Below are 22,323 nucleotides of genomic sequence, written 5' to 3' on the forward strand. Positions count from 1 at the left end.
AGTCATTATTCGCGCCCATATGACCCCCGATTTTTAAAAGGTTTCTATAATTGTCGTAGCGATAATCTCACTTTGACGCAAACATTCTATTTTTCGGCGCAAAAAGTCGCCAGATTATTTCGCAGAATACGGAAACCCAGCCCGTCACGCCAAGGGTAACTGTCGCGGATACGAAAATACTTCCTGCCCGCTCCGTCAATTGGTTTTGGCAGAAGATTCGCGTCACATGCGGCAAATCCTCCCTACGGCATGAACCAACCCGTGCTGGTAAACAGACATGACTGCCCCCGGGGCTTGCATTGGCAAAACGCCCCTGTTGCACAACAAAAATAACGGCCCTGCCAAAAAGGCACGGCCTGCCCGGTTTCTTTCACGTTTCCCGGGCCTGCGTCAGAGAGGTAAATTATGAAGGTACTTGTACCTGTTAAGCGGGTGGTCGATTACAACGTGAAAATTCGCGTCAAAGCGGATGGTACGGGCGTTGATCTTGCCAATGTCAAAATGTCGATGAACCCCTTTGACGAAATCGCCGTCGAAGAAGCCGTTCGCTTAAAAGAAGCCGGCACCGCAAGCGAGATTGTTGTTGTTTCCATCGGCCCGGCCCAGGCACAGGATACGCTGCGCACCGCCCTTGCCATGGGGGCGGACCGCGCCATTCTGATCACGGTTGAAGAAACCGTTGAATCGCTTTCTGTCGCAAAGCTGCTCAAGGCCGTGGTCGAGGAAGAAAAACCCGAAATCGTCATTCTCGGCAAACAGGCCATTGACGATGACGCCAACCAGACCGGGCAAATGCTGTCGGCCCTGCTGGGCTGGTCACAGGCAACCTTTGCATCGAAACTTGAAATCGGATCCGGCGAGGCAAAGGTCACCCGCGAGGTCGATGGCGGCCTGCAGGCGATCAATGTCAAACTGCCTGCCATTGTCACGGCGGATTTGCGCCTGAACGAACCGCGCTATGCCTCCCTTCCCAATATCATGAAGGCAAAGAAAAAGCCGCTTGATAAAAAATCACCCGAAGATTTCGGCGTTTCCGTTTCCGCACGCCTTAAAGTGATCCGGGTTGAGGAACCTTCGACCCGCCAGGCCGGTGTCAAGGTCGCCAATGCCGCCGAGCTGATCGGCAAACTGAAAACCGAAGCCGGCGTCATCTAAGCGGCATAAGCGGAGAAATAAAAAATGGCTATTCTTGTTTTTGCCGAGCATGACAATGCAACCCTTTCCGAACAGACCGCCAAGGCCCTTTCGGCGGCATTTCTGATCGGGACCGATGTGGATGTTTTAATTGCGGGTCACAATGCAACACCGGCAGCCCAGGCCGCCGCAGCCCTTGCCAATGTGCGCAAGGTCTTGCTGACCGATGATGCCAGCCTTGCCAACCAGCTTGCCGAACCGACTGCATCACTGATCCTGTCATTGGCGGATGGCTATGACACCATCATCGCCCCGGCCACCACAAATGGTAAAAACATTTTGCCGCGTGTTGCCGCCCTGCTTGATGTGATGCAGGTATCCGACGTGACAGCCGTGGTTTCACCCGACACTTTCAAACATCCGATTTATGCGGGCAACGCCATTGAAATTGTCCAGGCAACGGATGCCAAAAAAGTTTTGACCATCCGTACCGCCAGCTTTGCCGCCACCGGTACGGGCGATGCCACGGCACCAATTGAAAATATTGCGGCAAACGGCGAAAATGCCGGGCTTTCCAGCTTTGTTGAAAATATTCTTTCCGAAAGCGACCGGCCGGAACTGAACTCTGCCAAGATCATTGTTTCGGGTGGCCGGGCATTGGGGTCGTCAGAAAAATTCCAGGCGGTCATGACCCCGGTTGCCGATAAGCTGGGTGCCGCCATTGGCGCATCGCGCGCTGCGGTCGATGCCGGATATGCGCCGAATGATCTGCAGGTCGGCCAGACCGGCAAGGTTGTTGCCCCGGATCTTTATATCGCCTGCGGTATTTCCGGTGCCATCCAGCACCTTGCAGGGATGAAGGATTCAAAAGTCATCGTTGCGATCAACACCGATGAAGACGCGCCGATCTTTCAGGTTGCCGATTACGGCATTGTTGGTGACCTGTTTGAAGTCCTTCCCGAACTGGAGCGTCAGCTCTGAGAACGCAGTCAGACATTTGAAACGGAGCAACTCCAGTGAGCGACACTTCATACATTCTGCGCATCGCCTGTGACGACCGCCCCGGCATTGTTGCGGCGGTAACCTCGGCCCTGGCATCGCGCAACGCCAATATCATTGAATCCAACCAGTTCCTTGACCGCCAGACGAACCAGTTCTTTCTGCGCATCGCGGTCAGTACCCCTGCCGATCTTGATAAATCGCAGGTCGAACTGATGTTAAGCCCGGCGGTTGACCGCTTTAACATGAAGCTGAAGGTCCAGGACCTGTCGCGCCGGCCGAAAATTATCATCATGGTATCGAAATTCGACCATGCGATGCTGCATCTTCTTTATCAAATCAAGGTGGGCTGGCTGGAAGCCGACGTGGCAGCGATTGTTTCGAACCACGAAGCGGCCCGTAAAATCGCCGAGCAGGAAGGCATTCCCTTCCATTACATGCCGGTCAACAAGGAAAACAAGATCGAACAGGAAGCCGCCCTTGCCGATCTGGTCAAGGAAACCAATGCCGAACTGGTGATCCTCGCCCGCTATATGCAGGTTCTGACCAACGAATTTTCCAACAAATTCTTTGGCATGATCATCAATATCCACCATTCGTTCCTGCCATCCTTCAAAGGGGCAAAGCCCTATCACCAGGCGCATGAACGCGGTGTGAAACTGATTGGCGCAACCGCCCATTACGTGACCCCGGACCTGGATGAAGGGCCGATCATTGAACAGGAAACCGAACGCGTCAGCCACGCCATGTCGGCCGAGGATTTTGTGGCAACCGGCCGGGATATCGAGGCGCGTGTCCTTGCCCGGGGGGTCAAATATCACCTCGAAGGGCGCGTCATGCTCAACAATACACGAACGGTGGTTTTCACCTCGTGATCTTCCCGAAAAGGGGGCCGGTCAGCCGGTCCCCATTGGTCGTTTCAGGGTGGTTTGTCTTTTCCCTGCTACCTGCAAAACGCACCAGAAGATCAAAACAAAACATTCGTCGGCACGGGGCATTGCATCAGGGGCCCCGGATATATCGAAAAACAGATAATCATCTCGAAAAGAAGGACTGAGATAAATGGCCGCATTTCCCAACAGGGCAAAAGTCGTAATCGTTGGCCTCGGCGGCATCGTTGGTGCCTCGGTGGTGCATCACCTTATCGAAAATGGCTGGGATGATATTGTCGGCATCGACAAATCCGGCATCCCGACCGACATTGGCTCGACGGCGCATGCATCGGATTTCTGCTTTGCGACCAGCCATGACCTTCTTTCGTGCTGGACGACCATGTATTCCATCGATTTTTACGAAAAGATGGGGCATTACGCGCGCATTGGCGGCCTGGAAGTGGCCCGTGTTGGCGATGATGAACGCATGGCCGAACTCAAACGCCGTGTGGATTCCGGCAAGGCATTTGGCACCAATGTCAAAATCATCAGCGCTGCCGAAGCCAAGGAAAAATTCCCGCTGCTCGAAGAAGACCAGATCCAGGGTGCGATGTGGGACCCCGATGCCGGCCTTGTCACCCCACGTTCGCAAACCGTGGCAGGCAAGCTTGTGGATCAGGCGATTGCAACAGGAAAACTTCAGGCGTTTGGTAATACATCAGCGCTGGAACTGCTTAGCGAGAATGGCCGCATCACCGGTGTTCGCACCGAACGCGGCACCATCATGGCCGATTATGTGGTAGTTTGTGCCGGCCTTTGGGGCCGTCTGATTGCCGAACTGGCGGGCGAAGACCTGCCGGTTATGCCCGTTGACCACCCGCTGACCTTTTTCGGACCGTATAACGCATTTGAAGGTACGGGTGTTGAAATCGGCATGCCGCTTTTGCGTGACCAGGGCAATTCGGCCTATATGCGCGATACCGGCGACCCCAAAAGCACCGAAGGCGGCCAGATCGAATGGGGTTACTATTACGAAGAAAACCCGCGTCTGGTGCATCCGCGCGAAATTCTTGAAAAACATCAGGCACGTCTTTCCCCGTCCCAGCGCGATCTGGAACTTGAAGACGTAATCGAACCGCTTGAACGCGCCATGGAACTGACCCCGATCCTGACCGAACTGGGCTTTAACGAAAGCCATTCGTTTAATGGCCTGTTGCAGACATCGATTGATGGCGGCCCTTCCATGGGCGAAAGCCGCAAGCTGCGCGGTCTTTGGTATTCGGTCGGCATCTGGATCAAGGACGGGCCGGGTATGGGCAAGTTGCTGGCGGACTGGATGACCCATGACCGCACCCATATTGACCATCACGCCATTGATTACAGCCGCTTCAACGATTTCCAGTTGGGCGAGCAATATATTTATGACCGCTGCTGGGAAACCGCGAAAAAGATCTACAACCCGCCGGTTCACCCGCGCGAACCGTTTGCCAATGCGCGTGGTATTCGCCGTTCACCGTTTTACGAACGCGAAGTCGAACTGGGTGGTTATTTCATGGAACTGGGCGGCTGGGAACGCGCGCATGGCTATGCCGCCAACGAACATCTGCTGGAAAAATACGCCGATCAGGTGCCTGTCCGCGAAAGCGAATGGGACAACCGCCATTTCTGGCGGGTTTCCAATGCCGAACAACTTGAAATGAGTGCAGATTGCGGCATCATCAACCTGTCGCATTTCCACATGACCGACATCGAAGGCCCCGATCACATGGACCTGATGGAATGGCTGTGTGTTGCCAAGGTTGGCGGGGACAACAATATCGGCAAGGGTATTTATACCCATATGCTCGATGACGAAGGCAATGTCCGTGCCGACTTTACCGTATTCCGCATGGAAGACCGCTGCCGTCTGGTCAATGGGGCCGATGCCGGCCCGCGTGACTTCACCTATCTGCGCCGCATTGCCGAGGATATGGGTTTTGACGTGACCATCACCGATGTCACCGAAAAATTCACAACCGTTGGCATCTGGGGCCCGAATGCGCGCGAAAACCTGCAAAAAGTTGTCGAAGACCCCGATGCGCTCAGCCTTGAAAACTTCCCCTTCGCCGCCATTCGCCAAATCAAAATTGCCGGTAAAACCGTTACCGCGTTCCGCATTTCCTATGTTGGTGAACAGGGTTGGGAACTGCATATGCGCTACGAAGACGGCCTGGATGTTTGGGATGCGCTGCGTTCAACCGGTGTGATTGCCGTGGGTGTTGAAACCTATGCCAATTCACGCCGTCTGGAAAAATCACTGCGTTTGCAAAACGCCGATCTGATCACGCAATATAACCTTTATGAAGCCAACCTGGCCCGGCCCAAGGTCAAGGAAGCCGATTTCCGCGGCAAGGCCAAACATAGCGAATATCGTGAACGCGAACATCAACCGGCCATGCTTTGCACCCTTGTTGTAACGGACAATATCGACAGCCAGGGCGTTGCACGTTACCCGCTGGGATCACTTCCGGTCATGGACCCGGAAACCGGTGAAACCCTGATCGACGAATTGGGTCGCCGGTCCTACACCACCTCCATTGCCTATGGACCCAGCATTGGCAAAAACATTGCGCTGGCCTACCTGCCGCAGGCCTATTGCCAGGAAGGGCGCAAGCTCAACATTTCGTATTTCGACGAAATCTATCCGGTTGAAGTGGTCGGCATCGGCTACAAACCGCTTTATGACCCGGAAAACCTGAAACCGCGCAGCTAACGCCTTTCAGAAATACCTTTAAATTAAAACGGGGCGGCCCATCAACCGCCCCGTTTTTTTGTGCGTAAGGCGTATTTCAGCCAAACAAAAACCCCGCGCGGCATAGGGGCCGTGCGGGGTTTTGAACAAGCTGGCCTCGTCACTTGGCCAACGCCTTAAACCTTAATCCTTATAGATCGGGAAAGCGGCACAAAGGCCCTGCACCTCGGCCAAAACGGCCTGTTCGGTTGCAACGTCGCCTTCGGGGTTGGCTGAAAGCGCATTGATGACCTGAAGAATCAGCTCGCCAATTTTGCGAAATTCCACCTCGCCAAAGCCGCGCGTGGTGCCTGCCGATGTTCCCAACCGGACACCCGATGTCACAAACGGCTTTTCCGGGTCAAACGGAATGGCGTTTTTATTGCAGGTCAGGCCCGCACGTTCCAGGGCGGCTTCGGTTGCTTTGCCGGTTACACCCTTGGGCCGCAGATCGACCAGGACCATGTGGCAATCCGTCCCGCCCGAAACGATATCAACCCCACCCTGCTGCAAAACAGCAGACAGGGCACGGGCATTATCAACAACCTGTTTGGCGTAATCGCCAAAGGATGGCTGCAACGCCTCGCCAAAGGCAACGGCCTTGGCGGCAATTACATGCATCAACGGCCCACCCTGATTTCCCGGGAAAACGGCGGAATTGAATTTTTTGGCCAGCGCCTCGTCATTGGTCAGGATAAAGCCGCCGCGCGGGCCGCGCAGGGTTTTATGCGTAGTCGATGTGACCACATGGGCATGCGGCACCGGGTTGGGGTAAACGCCTGCCGCAATCAGCCCGGCATAATGAGCCATATCGACCATCAGATAGGCACCAATTTCATCGGCAATGGCGCGAAACGCGGCAAAATCGATATGGCGCGGATAGGCCGATGCCCCGGCGACAATCAATTTTGGTTTCGTTTCCAAGGCCACCTTGCGCACCGCATCCATATCAATCAGATGCGTGGTTTCATCGACCTCATAGGAAACAACATCAAACCATTTGCCCGACATGGTCACTGGCGACCCGTGGGTCAAATGCCCGCCATGGGCCAGCGACATGCCCATCACCCGGTCGCCGGGCTGCAACAATGCCAGAAAAACCGCCTGGTTGGCCTGCGCGCCAGAATGGGGCTGCACATTGGCAAATTCGGCCCCAAAAAGCTGTTTGATGCGGTCAATGGCAATGGTTTCGACCACATCAACATGTTCACATCCGCCATAATACCGGCGGCCCGGATACCCTTCGGCATATTTGTTGGTCAGGACCGAACCCTGTGCCACCAGCACATCGCGCGATACGATATTTTCCGATGCGATCAGTTCGATCTGGTTTTGCTGGCGGTCAAGTTCATGGGCAATTGCATGTGCGATTTCGGCATCCGAAATGGTTGCCGTGACCATGGAGTCAGACATTATACATTCCTTTCTGGAAGGCAGTTTTTACGCGGACAGTTCTGCCGAACCCGTTTCCAGCAGCCCGATCAGATGCGGCGCAAAAGACCGCCACACATCAAGCCGGAAACGGTTTTCGCCATCGCGCCACAACACAACGGAAATACCGTCAACCACCGTGCGGCACCCATCGCCAATGGCGATCTGGTCAATGTCGCGCGGGCAGCCAATTGTCAAAAGGTCGGTTGCCGCCGGCCCCTCGATCAAAACCGTAATTTCACGGGCGGAAATATCGGTCAGGCTATGCGAAATGGTGCCATAAATGCCGGCACATTCCGCAACCACCAGTGCACTTTCAAGCGCACTGGTTTGCAACAGCCATTCATCCGGCCCCAGGCAAATGATTTCACGATTGCCATTTTTCGCCCGTGCGCCAATGCGGGTGGGAATTTCCAGGCCAATGGCCGCCCCCATTGCGCCAAGCCCGGCTTCGCGCAACCGCAATGAAAACCGCCCGATCGGGCCCATCAAACTAACCGAAACCACCCCACCGGTAACAAGCGGACCCGGCGTGAATGCATGCGTCAATACTGTCATCCTGTCGTCTCCGCCTTAAAGTTTCAGCCGTGCGCCTTCGGGATCATAAAAGACCATCCCGGTAACTTCGGCTTCGATTGTGCCTTCGGGCATGGGGATATAAATGGTTTCACCCATGCGATCATGTCCGCCTTCCAGCAGGCCAAAGGCAATCGGCCTGCCAATCGCATCACTGTGATAGGACGATGTCACATGCCCAACCATTGTCATCGGAATGGGCTGGTTGGGGTCCAGTACAATCTGCGCCCCTTCTTCCAGCTTGGTTTTCCCATCGCGGGTCAAAAGACCGACAAGTTGGCGGCGGCCCTTTGCCACTAGGTCAGGGCGTTCCAGCCCGCGCTTGCCAACAAAGTCCGGCTTGGCTTTGCCAATCGCCCAGGAAATACCGGCATCATGCGGGGTTACCGTACCATCGGTATCCTGCCCCACAATGATATAGCCCTTTTCGGCGCGCAAAACGTGCATGGTTTCGGTGCCATAGGGGCAAATGTCATATTGCTGGCCAGCTTCCCACAAAATTTCCCAAAGTTCGCGGCCATGCGCGGCAGGCACGTTTACTTCAAATCCCAGCTCGCCGGTAAAGCTGACGCGGAACAACCGCGCCGGGAAACCGGCAACCTTGCATTCCACAATCGACATATGCGGGAAGGCGGCATCGGAAATGTCCTGCCCTTCAACAAAGGGTTCCAGAAGCTTGCGTGCATTTGGCCCGTTAAGGGCAATGGTCGCCCATTGTTCGGTGGTTGATGTCAGCCAGACATCAAGATCAGGCCATTCAGTTTGCAGGTAATCTTCCATCATGTTCAGCACACGGGCCGCACCGCCCGTTGTGGTGGTAACATGGAAGCGATCGTCACTTAGGCGGCCAATAACGCCGTCATCGCGAATAAAACCATCATCGCCCAGCAACAGGCCATATCGCGTGCGGCCCGGTGCCAGCTTGGTCCAGGGGTTGGTATACATGCGGTTCATGAATTCAACCGCATCAGGGCCAACCACCTCGATCTTGCCCAGCGTCGATGCATCGAAAATACCAAGGCTGGCGCGCGTTGCCCGGCATTCACGCGACACGGCGGCGTCCATATCCTCGCCGTCTTTCGGAAAATACCATGCCCGGCGCCACATGCTGACCGGTTCAAACACTGCGCCATTTTCTTCGGCCCAGCTATCAATCGGGGTTTTGCGGGTTACATCAAAATGATCCCCGCGATGATAACCAACAAATGCGCCAAAGGTGGTTGGGGTGTAAGGCGGGCGAAATGTCGTCAAACCAACCTTGGGCTGCGGTTTGCCAAGGGCATCGGCCGCAATATTCAACCCGTTGATATTGGACATTTTGCCCTGGTCGGTCGCCATGCCGTTGGTGGTATAGCGTTTGACATGTTCAATCGAATGCATGCCTTCGCGAACCGCCAGGCGCAAATCCTTGGCCGTCACATCATTCTGATAATCAACAAAGGCGCGTGCCTTGCCGGGGTTAAGGTCGGTCGGCAGTTCCTTATGGCTAACCCCGGTTCCGGGGCGATCCGATGCCACGTCATAGGTTGCAACAACGACGTCGCGGCCCGCATTGCGTGCCACCAGCGCGCCCATTTCGGCACCATCGGTAATGGCGGCACCAATGCCCCACAAACCACGCCCGGCACCGGCAATTTCGCAGGCTTCGGTTTTGCGGTCCGGCAGGAAGGTCTGTTTCTCATCATCCCAGGCAAGCGAACCTTTGGTATGCGAAAACAGATGCAGTGACGGTGTCCAGCCACCCGACATCAGCAAACAGTCACAGGTCAGGGTTTCGGGCGCGCCAACCTTGCCATTTGAAACCGGGTTCACACGCACCGATTTCACCCGCAAGCGGCCTTCGGTGCCCGTTGCCGTATAACCGGCGAGAACACGGATGGATCGCGATTTTGCCCCTTCCAGCAGGGCAGCATCGGGGTTGGCACGGGTATCGACAATCGCCCGAATTTTCGTGCCCGCATCGGCCAGGTCAAAGGCCGCATACCAGGCACTGTCATGGCAGGTCAGGATAACGGCACAATCGCCCACGCGCACACCATACTTGTTCAGGTATGTTTGCGCGGACCCGGCCAGCATCACACCGGGGCGGTCATTGCCATCAAATACCAGCGGCTTTTCAAGCGCGCCCTGTGCCAAAATCACCTGGCCTGCGCGCACACGCCACATGCGTTCGCGCGGCATATTGGCAGCAGGTGCCGGTAAATGGTCGGTCAGTTTTTCGCACAGACCCAACATATTCTGGTGGTAATAGCCAATTGCGGTGGTGCGGGTCATCACCCGTGCGCCCAGCGATATCAGTTCGGCCACCGCCTTGGTAACCCAGTCACATGCTGGCAATCCATCAATAACTGCCTGCGGTTCGCTAAGCAGCGTTCCACCTGCTTCGGCATTTTCATCAACCAGCGTTACGCGCAAACCGGCGCGTGCCGCCGCCAGTGCCGATGCCAGGCCCGCCGGGCCAGCACCAATAACCAGCACATCGGTATGCAAATAGCGCGATGCATATTTATCCGGGTCCTTTTCGGTGGGCGAAACGCCAAGGCCCGCTGCCGAGCGGATGAATGGTTCGTAAACCTTATCCCAAAAGGATTTCGGCCACATAAAGGTTTTGTAATAAAACCCGGCCGAAAACAGCATATAGGCCCGGTCATTGACCGCCCCGATATCAAATTCAAGGCTGGGATAGCGGTTTTGGCTGGTCACCTGCAACCCGTTCCAGATTTCCTGCACCGTTGCACGGGTATTGGGTTCAAACTGGCCGGGGCCACGGCGTGTGCCCATCAGCGCATTGGGTTCTTCTGACCCGGCTGAAACCGGGCCGCGCGGACGGTGATATTTAAACGACCGCCCCATCAAATGAATGCCATTGGCCAGCAGGGCCGATGCGATGGTATCGCCCTTCAGGCCGGTAATGGTTTTGCCATCGAAACTGAATTGAACCTGGCTTTGGTGGTCAATCCGGCCACGTCCGGGAACGCGAAAGCTGCTCATTCCGATTTCTCCAGCAGGTCGGATAATTCAGGGCGGGTTTCGCCAACTTTATAGGTAATCAGGAAACGGTCGCTTACGGTGTCACGCACCGCATTGAAAAACCGGCCACAGCCATGGGCATGGCGCCAGCGTTCATAATGCGGGCCTTTGACATTCGTGCGGATAAACAGAAAATCCCGCCATTCTTCATCGCTTACCGGTTTGGTCACATCGGGCCGCGCCACATGCGCCTGCCCGGCATAGGTAAATTCCAGTTCCGGCAGGGTTTGCTGGCAATAAGGGCAATGGATCAGCAACATGTCCGCTCTCCTTAGTGGGCAACGGCGGCAGCCGCGGCTTCGTCAATCAGACGGCCGGTGGCAAAACGCTCAAGGGTGAAAGGCGCGTTGATGGCATGGGGTTCATCCTTTGCCACCGTCCAGGCCAGCATATGGGCCGCACCCGGCGTTGCCTTGAAACCACCCGTGCCCCAACCACAATTCACATAAAGGCCCGGCACCGGCGTCTTGCCCAGAATGGCCGAACGGTCCGGGGTTACATCAACAATGCCGCCCCATTTGCGCAACATGCGCATGCGGTTGAAAATCGGGAAAATTTCGCAAATCGCGGCCACGGTATGCTCGATCAACGGCAAACCGCCACGCTGGGAATAACTGGTATACTGGTCCGTGCCCGACCCGATCACAAGCTCGCCCTTGTCCGACTGGCTGATATAGGCGTGAACGGTGTTGGACATGACAACACAGGGGAAAATCGGCTTCACCGGTTCGGACACCAGCGCCTGCAACGGATAACTTTCAAGGGGCATACGCACCCCGGCACTGTCCATCACGACCGATGTATGACCCGCCGCCGAAACCGCCACCTTTTTTGCGCCAATAAAACCGCGCGCCGTTTCAACACCTGTTACCCGCCCATCCGGGCCACGGCGAATGGCCGTAACCGGGCAGTTTTGAATAATATCCACCCCGCGCATGGATGCCCCGCGGGCATAACCCCATGCCACCGCATCGTGGCGGGCTGTCCCGGCACGGCGTTGCAGGGCGGCCCCCATCACCGGAAAACGTGCCGATGCCGAAATATCCAGCGGCGGGCAAAATTCCTTAGCTTCCTGCGGGGTCAACCAGGTGTTGTCAACGCCATTCAAACGGTTGGCATGGATGTGGCGCTTGAAACTTTGAACATCATGAACATTATGCGCCAGCATCAGAACACCGCGCTGGGAATACATGACGTTGTAATTCAGCTCCTGGCTAAGCCCGTCCCACAGATCCAGCGCATGATCGTATAACCGCGCACTTTCATCATAAAGGTAGTTAGAACGGATAATGGTGGTGTTACGCCCGGTATTACCGCCACCCAGCCAGCCTTTATCGATTACGGCAACATTGGTAATGCCGTGTTCCTTGGCCAGATAATAGGCAGCCCCCAGGCCATGCCCGCCAGCACCAACGATGATCACATCGTATTCCGCCTTGGGCTGGCTATCGGGCCATTGCGGTTCCCAGTTTTTATGCCCGGTCAGCGCATTTTTCAGAAGCGATAACGCAGAAAAATGGGTCATGAGAAGCCAGTCCCTGAAATTTTTATGATTGTCGACTGTATCAAGTGCGTGAAGCGGCGAACTGAAAATTTGCGACACTTTCATTGTATGATTGCGCATATATCCAGTTTCTTTGGCACACGCACGAAACACCAGCATGCCGAAAGCCTCCCTTGGCTCATCCGTTGGCGCATAAGCCAGCTATTTCCAACGCCGATAAATACCGGGAAGCCAACGGTTTTTGACAGCTTTCCAATACCGCCCACAATTGCCCTAAAACGGTAATTGATTTTCCGCGAGCGGAAAATCAAAACCGCATTTTTCCGTCGCAAATCGCCTGCTGCTGCCCGCCGGATGCCAAAAATTCGGGGTCGCAAATATCCCCTTGCGGGACTTTTCGCCCGTCACGCGAAATGTTTGCAGGCGGGTCACGTCAATATCCACTGCTTTACCGGACGATCACAAAGAAAATTCAGACGCCCCGGCATAGCTGAAACCGGCATCTGTTTTTATTCTAGAGCCATTCAAAAAAGATCATCCCGCCATGGTTTTGATCCGAAAGGTATCCCGTGAAATTGCTGTTTTCACCCGATCAAATACCCGCAGCTACTCGCCTGCCCAGCAAAAGCAGCCTACCACTTTTGGCCGTGCTTTCAGTTGCATTTCTGTTTGCATTCAAAGTCCCGGTACAGGCCCAGCAACAGGAAAAAGGCGAAACCCTGTTTTCCCAGCGCTGTAGCGCCTGCCACAGCCTGAAACCCGGTCAAACAAAAATGGGGCCATCACTGGCCGGTATTGTAGGGCGCAAGGCCGGGTCCGTTGCAAGGGCACGATATTCCAAAGCCCTGCAAAACGCCGATCTGGTTTGGAACAACGCCAGCCTTGACCAGTTTTTGACCAACCCCGGCAAGAAGGTGCCCGGTACGCGCATGACGGTACGCCTGCCCGATGCCGGGCAACGCCGGGCGATTATCGAATTTCTCAACCGCCAGTGACCACTGATAACCATAACAAGGAGGCTTCCATGACCGCATTTACCCTGAATGGCAAACCCGTCGATGTCAGTGCCGAACCTGACACGCCCCTGCTATGGGTTATTCGTGAACATCTGAAACTGACCGGCACCAAATTTGGCTGTGGCATGGCGCAATGCGGGGCCTGCACCGTGCATATTGACGGCGAAGCAACCCGTTCCTGTGTTACCTGGCTGGAGGATGTTGAAGGACGCAGCGTCACCACCATCGAAGGGCTTTCTCCCAATGCCGATCACCCGCTGCAAAAGGCATGGGTAGCCGAACAGGTCCCGCAATGTGGGTATTGCCAGTCAGGGCAGATCATGCAGGCAGCCACCCTTCTGGCGACCACACCATCGCCCTCCCGCGAACAGATCATTGAACATATGGATGGCAATATCTGCCGGTGCGGCACCTATCCTCGCATCATCAGCGCCATTCAGCGCGCCGCACGGGAGGGTTAAGCCATGCAGATACAAAAACAGCTTCACGCCAGCAAAATTTCCCGCCGCAGTTTCATGATCCACGCAGGCGGGCTGGGTATTGCGGTTGCTTTTGGCGGTATTCCCAATCTGGCCGCCGGGGCAATCATCACCGGCCAAAGCACTGGCAGTTTTCAACCCAATGCCTGGGTCACCATTGCCGATGACGGGTCCGTGACCATCGTATCGCCCGCATCCGAAATGGGACAGGGCATCATGACAACCCTGCCCCTGCTGATTGCCGAGGAAATGGATGCAGACTGGGACCGAACCCGTATCATTCAGGCCCCGTCCGATGCGGAAAGATACGGTAATCCCGGCTTTTATGGCATGCAGCTTACCGGCGGCAGTGAATCCACACGTGGATATTACGAATTGCTGCGCATGACGGGTGCGCAAACCCGTAAGGTGCTGCTGGCCTGTGCGGCGGAAATGTTAAAAGTGCCGGTAGATGAACTGTCAACATCACCGGGCAAAATCATGCACAAGGCATCGGGCAAATCGCTTGATTACGGTGATGTTGCCCGCCTTGGCCAAATCCCTGATCCCCTGCCACAGGCGGAAAAAACCGACCTTAAATCACCCGATCAATGGCATTACATTGGCCGCAAGGACATTCCCCGTATTGATGTGCCATCAAAAACCAACGGCACCGCCATTTTCGGCATTGATGTGCAACAACCCGATATGCTGTTTGGCGCGGTTTTACGTGCCCCTGTTCAGGGTGAAAAACCCTTAAACATCAATGATCGCGAGGCCAAAGCAATTTCTGGCATCAGTCATATTTTTCCGCTTTCTTATGGGGTGGGCATTATTGGCAAAACCGTCGAAGCAACCAAAAAAGCCAAAGACCTGCTTGATGTCACCTGGAGCACGAATTCCCGGGTACGCGACTATGACAGTGCCCTGTTGCTGGAGGAATACCGCAAGGTCGGCGCAGACATTAATCAACCCGGCGTAGATGCCCACAATGAAGGCAATGCAAAGGCCGTAATCCAACAGGCGAACAAGGTGCTTTCGGCCGATTATCTAAGCGATCACGTCTATCATGCGACGATGGAACCGATGAATGCGACCGCGCTGGTCAAGGGCGACACCGTTGAACTTTGGGCACCAACACAGGGCCCAACCTTTACCCAGCGCTTTGCCGCCAATGTTGCGGGCACCACACCTGACAAGGTCACGGTTCATACCACCATGCTGGGCGGCGGATTTGGCCGCCGTGCCGAGGATGATTTTATCATCGATGCCGTATCCCTTGCCATGCAGGTCAAAGGCACACCCGTTAAAGTGATCTGGAGCCGCGAAGACGATGTGCAGCATGGTAAATATCGTCCGCTTACCGCCCAGCACCTTGAAGTCGGGCTGACGGATGATGGCGGCATTGCTGCCTGGCATCACCGCATTGTCGCCGATTCAATTTTTGCCCGCACCTTCCCGCAGGCATTTAGCGGCGCCAATGGCCTTGACGATGTGATAACCGAAGGCAGCGATTTCAAATATGGCATACCTGCACATCATATTGAATATATCCGCCAGGACCGTGGCCTTGATGTGGGGTTCTGGCGTGCGGTCGGCAGTGGTTACACCAAATTTGCCATTGAATGCATGATCGATGAAATTGCGACTGCCCAGGGCAAGGACCCGGTGGATTTACGCCTTGAAATGCTAAAGGATGTGCCACGCGCCAGCGAAGTCATCAAACAGGTGGCGCAAAAGGCCCGCTGGCAAGAAAAACGCGAAAATACCGCCCTTGGCCTGGCCTATTCCGACAGTTTTGGCGCCCATTGCGCCCTGGTTGCCGAAATTGCCCTTAACCGGGAAAATGGTACGATCCGCGTAATCAATGTTTGGGGTGTTGTTGATCCCGGTGTTGCCATCCAGCCGCGCAATATTGATGCGCAAATGGTCGGTGCCATCAATCACGGCATTAGTCACGCCTTGTTTGAACAGATCAATGTGGTCAGGGGCGAAGTCCAGGAAGGTAATTTTGATACCTACCGTGTGCTGCGTATGTCGGAAATGCCCGAAATTGATATTTCCATTCATGCCACACCGGAAAACAAACCATCCGGTATTGGCGAAGTTGGCCTGCCACCAATTGGCCCTGCCATTGCCAATGCGGTTGCCCGCTTAACCAATGGCACCCGCCTGCGTCATTACCCCTTCCTGCCAGAACGGGTCCTGGCGGCACTTGATGCCTGATAACGGTGCCTGAAATAATTAAGACCCGGTTTGCTTCTTTGGCAAACCGGGTCTTAATATTATCTGTGGGGTTGTCCCGCCTAGCCCATTGTCATGGCGTCCAATGCGGGACGGCCAATATATTGGCGTGGGGAACTGCCCATAACCCGTTTAAACGCGGTACTAAACGAACTTTCGGTTTCATACCCCACCGAAAGGGCAATGACCGACACCGGATCGGTCGAATTTTCCAGCCTGTCACCGGCGAGCAGCATGCGCCAGCGCGTTAAATATTCAATCGGGGATTCCCCAACCTTTTCTTTGAATTTCTGGGCAAAAATCGACCGGGACATACCGGCATGTTCGGCCAGTTCTAACAGGGTCCATCGCCGGTCTGGCTGCGCATGCATGGCATAAATGGCGAGCGCCAGGTTTTTATCGGCCAGTGCTGAAAACCAGCCAACATCCCCCCTGCCCGTTTCACCAAGATGCAATCGCAATGCCTGCACCAGCATCATATGGGCCAGATGTTGCGCAATCAAAAAGCTGCCCGGTTGTTCGTCATGCAGTTCCTGCATCATGCGTTCCACGGCAAATCGCAAGGCGGCACGATCGCTTTCATGTTTGATATGCACAATCGGCGGCAGCATTTTCATAATCGTGCTGGCCCCACCGCCGCTTACGCCAAACCGGCTGCCAACAATAAAAAAATCACCTCCGCCATTATGCGTAATAATGCTGCCATCGCGGGGCGGCGGAAATAACGTGCTGGAACTTACCGGTGGAATGGCGGGGTCACTTGCCAGTTCAAACGACCGGCCACTGGGCAATACAAAACAGTCGCCCTTGTTTAAAAATACCGGCCCTGACATATCATCCACCCGAAGCCAGGCATTGCCCGAAATTACCGCATAACATTTGATACGATCACGCAGGTTGTTAAACCTGATGGCCCAGTTCCCGCCCGCGTCAAACCCGGCCGAGACATAACTTTTGGGTTTTAGCAGCGCTAAAACATCAGAAAGTGGATCCATTCACAAATCCGGTCATGGTTAAGGATACCAGTTTTGCAACATTCGCCATCCGGGCCAGGTTACAAATGCCGGGTCATGCCCGTGCGTGATTTGTGCCTGTTATACTGTTCGTTCCCTTGCCCCGGTCGCGCACATCATGGCGCAGGCAAATGCCACATATTCCCAAACCATATAAAACAATCAAACGCGCGGGCCATTCTGCTGCGTCCGGAATACTTTGGCGATCGTCCAGAATAATCGTGCACCGATCAGACAAAAAAATACCAGCCCCCTGCTGTTATCAGGGAGCGGCGATAACAACAGGTAATCGGGGCTGGTATTCCACCTGAATTCCAATGCCGGGAGAGACATATCAGGCGCAGTTGTGCTATATTTGAAATTTACCGACTATATTTAAAATATGGTCGGGCCATATCAGGTGCCGGTTAAGACACCTGATAAAAATGATCGGGTGATACCTGCTGATACTGCCGTTTGGGCACTTCATACCCCACCGGGCGAATGGGGCTGCGCAATTCATCGGTGACCAGTTCATGGCGCATGACACGACGTGACGGGTCGGGAATGGGCACGGCAGATAGCAGCTTTTTGGTATAGGGGTGTTGTGGGTTTTCAAACACCGCTGCGCGCGGGCCAATTTCAACAATTTCCCCCAGATACATTACCGCCACCCGGTGACTGACCCGTTCCACCACCGCCATATCGTGCGAAATAAACAGAAATGACAGATCAAGGCTTTCCTGCAAATCCAGCAACAGGTTGCATACCTGCGCCTTGACCGACACATCAAGGGCCGAAACCGCCTCGTCCGCGACGATTACCTTGGGATCAAGCATCAGGGCGCGGGCGATGGCAATACGCTGGCGCTGGCCCCCGGAAAACTCATGGGGATAGCGCATCATCATATCGGCCTGCAAACCAACCTTTTCCAGCAGCATGACAGCCTTGTCGCGCGCATCCGTGCGTGATCCCAGCTCATGCTGGCGGAAAGGTTCCATCAATGCCGAACCAACACTGATGCGCGGGTTAAGCGAGGCATAGGGGTCCTGAAAAATCATCTGGATCGAACAGCGGACCTTGCGCAGTTCCGCCGCGCCCAGGGTGAGAATATCCTGCCCTTCCAGCAGGATTTGCCCGCTTTGCGGCTGCGTCAGCCGCATAATGGACCGCCCGGTGGTCGATTTACCACAACCGGATTCCCCAACCAGCGACAGAGTTTCGCCCTTCTGGATTTTAAAGGACAAATCCTCGACCGCATGCACAGCCCCTGTCTTGCCGCCAAACCAGCCCCCCTGAATGGGAAAACGGGTTGTCAGGTTGCGAACTTCAAGCATCGGCTGTTTTTCGCTGGCAACCGTATTGGCCGTTTCCGGCACCGGCTGGTTTACCCCCGTCGAGACATCAATGATCGGAAACCGCAATGGCAGGGATTGCTGGTGCATGGACCCCAGTTGCGGCACAGCCGACAGCAATGCGCGGGTATAGGGATGCTGGCCGCGCACAAAAATATCGGCGGTATTGCCCATTTCAACCGTATCCCCGCGATACATAACCACAGTACGGTCCGCCACCTCGGCCACCACCCCCATATCGTGGGTGATAAACAGCACCGACATGCCTTCTTCTTCCTGTAGCTGTTTGATCAGGTCCAGAATCTGGCTTTGGATGGTCACATCAAGGGCGGTAGTCGGTTCATCGGCAATCAGCAATCGGGGGCGTGAAGCCAAAGCCATCGCGATCATGACGCGCTGGCGCATGCCGCCGGAAAACTGGTGGGGATATTCCTTGAACCGTCGGGCGGCATTGGGAATACGTACCTTTTCCAGCAGGCGCAAAACCTCGGCGCGGGCATCGGCCTTTGATATTTTCTGATGCACCATCAGGGCTTCGGCAATTTGATCGCCGATCGGGAAAATCGGGTTCAGGGATGTCATCGGTTCCTGAAAGATCATCGACACATCATTGCCGCGCACTTTGCGCATTTCGGCTTCGCTTAACGCCAGAAGGTCGCGCCCTTCCAGCAGGATTTTGCCATCGATGCGGCTGCTGTCGGGCCGCAAAAGCCGCATGATCGAAAGCGACGTAACGCTTTTTCCCGAGCCGGATTCACCAACAATGGCAACGGTTTCGCGTGGGCCAACCTCAAAGCTGATATCGCGGATAACCGGTTTCCATTCGTCATATACACGAAAGGATGTTGTCAGATTTGCCACCGAAAGAACGGGCGTTTGGCCTTCAGGGGCCAGTGCGGAATTAGGACTGGAAAGATGCACGGCTTTCCCCTTTTCGTTTCAAATCAAGGGCGGTGGAAAACGCGGTTTGGATCAAACCGGCACATGAAAATATCGATGTGGTTTTCACTGTCCGCTCCGTGTTTTCGGGTCAATCGCATCGCGCAGGGCATCGCCAAGGATGTTCAGTGCCAGCACCGTCAACAAGATTGCAACCGACGGGAAAACAACCAGCCACCAGGCGGTCAGAATGTTATCAAACCCCTCGCGGATCATACCGCCCCAGGTTGCAGTAGGTGGCAAAACGCCAAGGCCGATAAAAGCCAACGATGCCTCGGTACGGATGGCAGATGCCATCCAGAGCGAACCGACCACAACCACATCAGACAGGATATTGGGCAGGATATGCACACCCAAAATCCGCACCGGGGACAGGCCAAGGGACCGCCCGGCATCGACAAAATCGCGCCGCTTTACCGCAATGGTCGGCGCACGGGCCACCCGGGCAAAGGGCGCCATTTCGGTGATGGCAATCGCAATGATCAGGTTTTCAAAACTGGCACCCAGCATGGCCGCAATCATCAACCCCAACAGCAGGGTCGGGAAAGACAGCAGCACATCGACCAGGCCCATAACGATCTGGTCAAACACGCCACCGATATAACCTGCCAGCATCCCCAGTGTGGAGCCAACGACCATCGCGGTTAAAACCGATAGAAAACCAATCGAAAGCGAAATACGCGCGCCATATAGCAGCCGCGATAAAACATCGCGCCCGTAACTGTCGGTTCCCAGCCAGTATTCGGCCGATGGCCCCCTTAAACGCGATAGAATATTCTGTTCCAGCGGGTCATGCGGGGCAATCAGCGGGGCGAAAATGGCAACCATGACAATGATGAACAGCACGCCACCGCCCAGCCACGCCATGCGATTGCGTTTCAACGCGGTTAAAACCGGGCTGGATTTTGCGGGTTTGGATGAATTGGAAATTGCTGCGCTGGTCATTTTTTATAACTCACTCGCGGATCGACCAGGCCATAGATGACGTCGGTCGCGGTATTTACCAGAATGACGAAAATCGCAAACACAACCATCAACCCCTGTAACATCGTGTAATCACGCGATTGCAAGGCACCCAGGATCAATTTGCCCAGACCGGGGCGGGTAAAAACGATTTCAGCCAGAACGGAATTGCCAATCAGGGTCCCAAAATAAAGGCCAACCACCGTGACAATCGGGATCAGGGCATTGCCCAGTGCATGGCGCATCACCAGGGTTCGTGCCTTCACCCCCTTGGCTTGTGCTGTGCGGATGTAATCTTCGCCCAGCACATCAAGCATCGACGACCGCGTAACCCGCGCGATATAGGCCATCATGATCAGACCCAGATTAAGGGCCGGCAAAATCAGATTGCGGATATGGGTTACCGGGTCGGATGACGCGCGGCTCATCACTGGCAGCCAGTGCTGCCAGACGGCAAAACACAGCAACAGCAAAATGGCCGACACAAACCCCGGAAAGGAAAGCCCGATCAGCGAAACAATACGACTGACATAGTCAGGCCATTTATTGCGCCGAACCGCGGCAATAACCCCCAAAGGCAACCCAAACAGGGTGCCCAGCACCATGGCGGAAAAGGTCAGTTCCAGGGTATAGGGCAGAACGGATGCGACTTCTTCCAGCACGGTGCGGCCCGTGACCATGGATTTGCCGAAATCCCCGGTCACCATATTTCCCAGAAATTCAACATATTGCACGGCAACTGGCTGGTTAAGGCCAAGCTGTTCGCGCAGCGACTGCAATGTTGCCTCGCTGGCGCGATCACCCAGCATGGCAACAGCAGGATCGCCCGGCACCAGGCGAACCAGAATAAAAACCACTGTTAGCATCACCAACAAGGTTGGGATCGCCAAAAGCAGCCTGCGAATAATATAGCCTAACATGAGGCCACCCCTTTTTCTGAGACGCGTTTGACGTTGAATGCGTCCAGTTGTTGATTTGTTTTTCCTTCTGTTGCCAGTTCGGCAACCACCCGCCCCACGGATGGGACAAGCTGAAATCCATGCCCGGAAAAGCCGAATGCATGAATAAGCCCCTCGACCTTTGCAGAAAAGCCGATGACGGGGATATGGTCTTCGGTCATGGCCTCCATCCCGGCCCAGGCACGCACCATACGTGTGCCTACCATGGATGGGAACAACCGCACGGCTGCCTGTACCGCAACGGAAAGCGCCTGCACATCGACACTGGCGGATTGCCGGTCTTCTGCCAGTCGCCCCTGTGCGCCACCACCAATCAAAAGCGTGCCTTCGGCCGTTTGTTTGAACGAGAGTTTGCGCCCAAAAGAACTTATCACCGGGTGGACAACGTCACCTGTTCTTTCTGTCACAACCATCATCGATGTACGAATGGCATGACGGACGGGTTCGCCCACCATTTCGGCAATTTTATCGGCCCAGGCACCAGCAGCATTGATAATAACAGCAGCATTAAAATCACCTTTGCTGGTTTTCACCTGCCAGCTTTGCCCAACGCGCTTCAGGCTGGTGACCTGGCATTGTTCAATAATATCAACCCCGGCCCGTTTGGCGGCATCGCGAAAGGCACGAATGGCACGGTGTGGATCGGCCGAACCATCACCGGGCACCCAAGCAGCCCCCACGCAGTGGGGCGAAATTTTTGGCACCAGATCGCGCAATTCATCCGCGCCAATCAGCTTTTCATGGTGCATGCCCTGTTTTGCCAACCGGTCGATCCGCGCCGTAATGGATGCCAGTGCGGCCTCATCCTCGGCGACCTGTAGCTGGCCGCAGGCTTTAAAGCCGCAATCATCACCCACCAGATCGGTCATTTTGTGCCAGGTTTGCGCTGCTTCAAGGCTTAGGGGCAATTCAGCCGGATCGCGGCCAAGGGTTCGCACCCCCGCCGCAGTAGACCCTGATGCATGCCGCCCCAGAAAATGCCGTTCCAGCACCAAAATTGATGCCCCGCGCCGGGCCGCCTGTAAGGCAGCCGAAAGTCCATGAAGGCCGCCACCAATTACAAGAATATCGGGGTTCATAT

At 55.1% G+C, this 22,323-nt stretch carries 18 protein-coding genes; 7 read left to right on the forward strand and 11 right to left on the reverse strand.

Annotated features, from left to right (window positions below):
- Positions 1-405 precede the first annotated feature (405 nt).
- The 4 genes from CSC3H3_RS23715 (at position 406) to CSC3H3_RS23730 (ending at position 5,757) form a co-directional block, all read left to right on the forward strand.
- Positions 406-1,155, forward strand: a complete 750-nt coding sequence (locus tag CSC3H3_RS23715; RefSeq protein WP_101286779.1) for an electron transfer flavoprotein subunit beta/FixA family protein — start codon at positions 406-408, stop codon at positions 1,153-1,155.
- Between the two features lie 24 nt (positions 1,156-1,179).
- The gene (locus CSC3H3_RS23720; protein WP_101286780.1) at positions 1,180-2,115 is read left to right on the forward strand and encodes an electron transfer flavoprotein subunit alpha/FixB family protein; all 936 of its coding nucleotides are present in this window, start codon (positions 1,180-1,182) and stop codon (positions 2,113-2,115) included.
- Positions 2,116-2,150: 35 nt separating this feature from the next.
- Complete coding sequence (purU, locus tag CSC3H3_RS23725; RefSeq protein ID WP_101266867.1) at positions 2,151-3,008, forward strand: formyltetrahydrofolate deformylase; 858 nt, start codon at positions 2,151-2,153, stop codon at positions 3,006-3,008.
- 187 nt (positions 3,009-3,195) lie between these two features.
- Positions 3,196-5,757, forward strand: a complete 2,562-nt coding sequence (locus CSC3H3_RS23730; protein WP_101286781.1) for a GcvT family protein — start codon at positions 3,196-3,198, stop codon at positions 5,755-5,757.
- Between the two features lie 162 nt (positions 5,758-5,919).
- Here CSC3H3_RS23730 and glyA read toward each other — a convergent pair whose 3' ends face one another.
- From glyA to CSC3H3_RS24760, 6 genes are all read right to left on the reverse strand, one after another.
- Positions 5,920-7,188 (reverse strand): serine hydroxymethyltransferase, encoded by a 1,269-nt coding sequence (glyA, locus tag CSC3H3_RS23735; protein WP_101286782.1) that lies wholly within the window; start codon positions 7,186-7,188, stop codon positions 5,920-5,922.
- Between the two features lie 27 nt (positions 7,189-7,215).
- Positions 7,216-7,764 carry a sarcosine oxidase subunit gamma family protein gene (locus CSC3H3_RS23740; RefSeq protein ID WP_101286783.1) on the reverse strand — a complete coding sequence of 183 codons (549 nt, stop codon included), beginning with the start codon at positions 7,762-7,764 and terminating at the stop codon, positions 7,216-7,218.
- A gap of 15 nt (positions 7,765-7,779) precedes the next feature.
- The gene (locus tag CSC3H3_RS23745; protein WP_101286784.1) at positions 7,780-10,773 is read right to left on the reverse strand and encodes a sarcosine oxidase subunit alpha; all 2,994 of its coding nucleotides are present in this window, start codon (positions 10,771-10,773) and stop codon (positions 7,780-7,782) included.
- Positions 10,770-11,072, reverse strand: coding sequence for a sarcosine oxidase subunit delta (locus tag CSC3H3_RS23750; protein WP_101266858.1), 303 nt, complete (start codon positions 11,070-11,072; stop codon positions 10,770-10,772). Before CSC3H3_RS23750 ends, CSC3H3_RS23745 begins: the two co-directional genes overlap by 4 nt.
- 11 nt (positions 11,073-11,083) lie before the next feature.
- Complete coding sequence (locus CSC3H3_RS23755) at positions 11,084-12,337, reverse strand: sarcosine oxidase subunit beta family protein (protein ID WP_101267200.1); 1,254 nt, start codon at positions 12,335-12,337, stop codon at positions 11,084-11,086.
- Between the two features lie 252 nt (positions 12,338-12,589).
- Positions 12,590-12,748 carry a hypothetical protein gene (locus tag CSC3H3_RS24760; protein ID WP_157832004.1) on the reverse strand — a complete coding sequence of 53 codons (159 nt, stop codon included), beginning with the start codon at positions 12,746-12,748 and terminating at the stop codon, positions 12,590-12,592.
- 137 nt (positions 12,749-12,885) lie between these two features.
- On the opposite strand from CSC3H3_RS24760, the gene CSC3H3_RS23760 reads away from it, so the two are divergent.
- The 3 genes from CSC3H3_RS23760 to CSC3H3_RS23770 are packed head-to-tail and all read left to right on the forward strand — an operon-like array spanning position 12,886 to position 16,016.
- Complete coding sequence (locus CSC3H3_RS23760; RefSeq protein WP_245881409.1) at positions 12,886-13,311, forward strand: c-type cytochrome; 426 nt, start codon at positions 12,886-12,888, stop codon at positions 13,309-13,311.
- A 29-nt stretch (positions 13,312-13,340) separates the two neighbouring features.
- A complete protein-coding gene (locus CSC3H3_RS23765) occupies positions 13,341-13,793 on the forward strand; it encodes a (2Fe-2S)-binding protein (RefSeq protein WP_101286786.1) in 453 nt (150 codons plus the stop codon).
- 3 nt (positions 13,794-13,796) lie between these two features.
- On the forward strand, positions 13,797-16,016 hold the full coding sequence (locus CSC3H3_RS23770) for a xanthine dehydrogenase family protein molybdopterin-binding subunit (protein WP_101286787.1): 2,220 nt from the start codon (positions 13,797-13,799) through the stop codon (positions 16,014-16,016).
- Positions 16,017-16,096: 80 nt separating this feature from the next.
- Here the strand turns inward: CSC3H3_RS23770 and CSC3H3_RS23775 are convergent, their stop codons facing one another.
- From CSC3H3_RS23775 to CSC3H3_RS23795, 5 genes are all read right to left on the reverse strand, one after another.
- Entirely contained in the window at positions 16,097-17,029 is a 933-nt protein-coding gene (locus CSC3H3_RS23775) for an AraC family transcriptional regulator (protein WP_101286788.1), read from the reverse strand.
- A 425-nt stretch (positions 17,030-17,454) separates the two neighbouring features.
- Positions 17,455-19,302 carry an ABC transporter ATP-binding protein gene (locus CSC3H3_RS23780; protein ID WP_101286789.1) on the reverse strand — a complete coding sequence of 616 codons (1,848 nt, stop codon included), beginning with the start codon at positions 19,300-19,302 and terminating at the stop codon, positions 17,455-17,457.
- Positions 19,303-19,386: 84 nt separating this feature from the next.
- On the reverse strand, positions 19,387-20,265 hold the full coding sequence (locus CSC3H3_RS23785) for an ABC transporter permease (protein WP_101266847.1): 879 nt from the start codon (positions 20,263-20,265) through the stop codon (positions 19,387-19,389).
- Positions 20,262-21,203 (reverse strand): ABC transporter permease, encoded by a 942-nt coding sequence (locus tag CSC3H3_RS23790; RefSeq protein ID WP_101266845.1) that lies wholly within the window; start codon positions 21,201-21,203, stop codon positions 20,262-20,264. Before CSC3H3_RS23790 ends, CSC3H3_RS23785 begins: the two co-directional genes overlap by 4 nt.
- On the reverse strand, positions 21,197-22,321 hold the full coding sequence (locus CSC3H3_RS23795; protein ID WP_101286790.1) for an NAD(P)/FAD-dependent oxidoreductase: 1,125 nt from the start codon (positions 22,319-22,321) through the stop codon (positions 21,197-21,199). The genes CSC3H3_RS23790 and CSC3H3_RS23795 overlap by 7 nt, the downstream gene beginning before the upstream one ends.
- Positions 22,322-22,323 lie beyond the last annotated feature (2 nt).

It is taken from the genome of Thalassospira marina (assembly GCF_002844375.1).
Taxonomy (GTDB): domain Bacteria; phylum Pseudomonadota; class Alphaproteobacteria; order Rhodospirillales; family Thalassospiraceae; genus Thalassospira; species Thalassospira marina.

Excerpts from the sequence above, each read along its gene's own strand:
- CSC3H3_RS23770 (WP_101286787.1), top strand. The coding sequence starts at position 13,797 with ATGCAGATACAAAAACAGCTTCACGCCAGCAAAATTTCCCGCCGCAGT.
- CSC3H3_RS23755 (WP_101267200.1), bottom strand. The coding sequence starts at position 12,337 with ATGACCCATTTTTCTGCGTTATCGCTTCTGAAAAATGCGCTGACCGGG.
- CSC3H3_RS23765 (WP_101286786.1), top strand. The coding sequence starts at position 13,341 with ATGACCGCATTTACCCTGAATGGCAAACCCGTCGATGTCAGTGCCGAA.
- CSC3H3_RS23745 (WP_101286784.1), bottom strand. The coding sequence starts at position 10,773 with ATGAGCAGCTTTCGCGTTCCCGGACGTGGCCGGATTGACCACCAAAGC.
- CSC3H3_RS23740 (WP_101286783.1), bottom strand. The coding sequence starts at position 7,764 with ATGACAGTATTGACGCATGCATTCACGCCGGGTCCGCTTGTTACCGGT.
- CSC3H3_RS23750 (WP_101266858.1), bottom strand. The coding sequence starts at position 11,072 with ATGTTGCTGATCCATTGCCCTTATTGCCAGCAAACCCTGCCGGAACTG.
- CSC3H3_RS23775 (WP_101286788.1), bottom strand. The coding sequence starts at position 17,029 with ATGGATCCACTTTCTGATGTTTTAGCGCTGCTAAAACCCAAAAGTTAT.
- CSC3H3_RS23730 (WP_101286781.1), top strand. The coding sequence starts at position 3,196 with ATGGCCGCATTTCCCAACAGGGCAAAAGTCGTAATCGTTGGCCTCGGC.
- CSC3H3_RS23795 (WP_101286790.1), bottom strand. The coding sequence starts at position 22,321 with ATGAACCCCGATATTCTTGTAATTGGTGGCGGCCTTCATGGACTTTCG.
- CSC3H3_RS23715 (WP_101286779.1), top strand. The coding sequence starts at position 406 with ATGAAGGTACTTGTACCTGTTAAGCGGGTGGTCGATTACAACGTGAAA.
- CSC3H3_RS23785 (WP_101266847.1), bottom strand. The coding sequence starts at position 20,265 with ATGACCAGCGCAGCAATTTCCAATTCATCCAAACCCGCAAAATCCAGC.
- glyA (WP_101286782.1), bottom strand. The coding sequence starts at position 7,188 with ATGTCTGACTCCATGGTCACGGCAACCATTTCGGATGCCGAAATCGCA.
- CSC3H3_RS23790 (WP_101266845.1), bottom strand. The coding sequence starts at position 21,203 with ATGTTAGGCTATATTATTCGCAGGCTGCTTTTGGCGATCCCAACCTTG.
- CSC3H3_RS23720 (WP_101286780.1), top strand. The coding sequence starts at position 1,180 with ATGGCTATTCTTGTTTTTGCCGAGCATGACAATGCAACCCTTTCCGAA.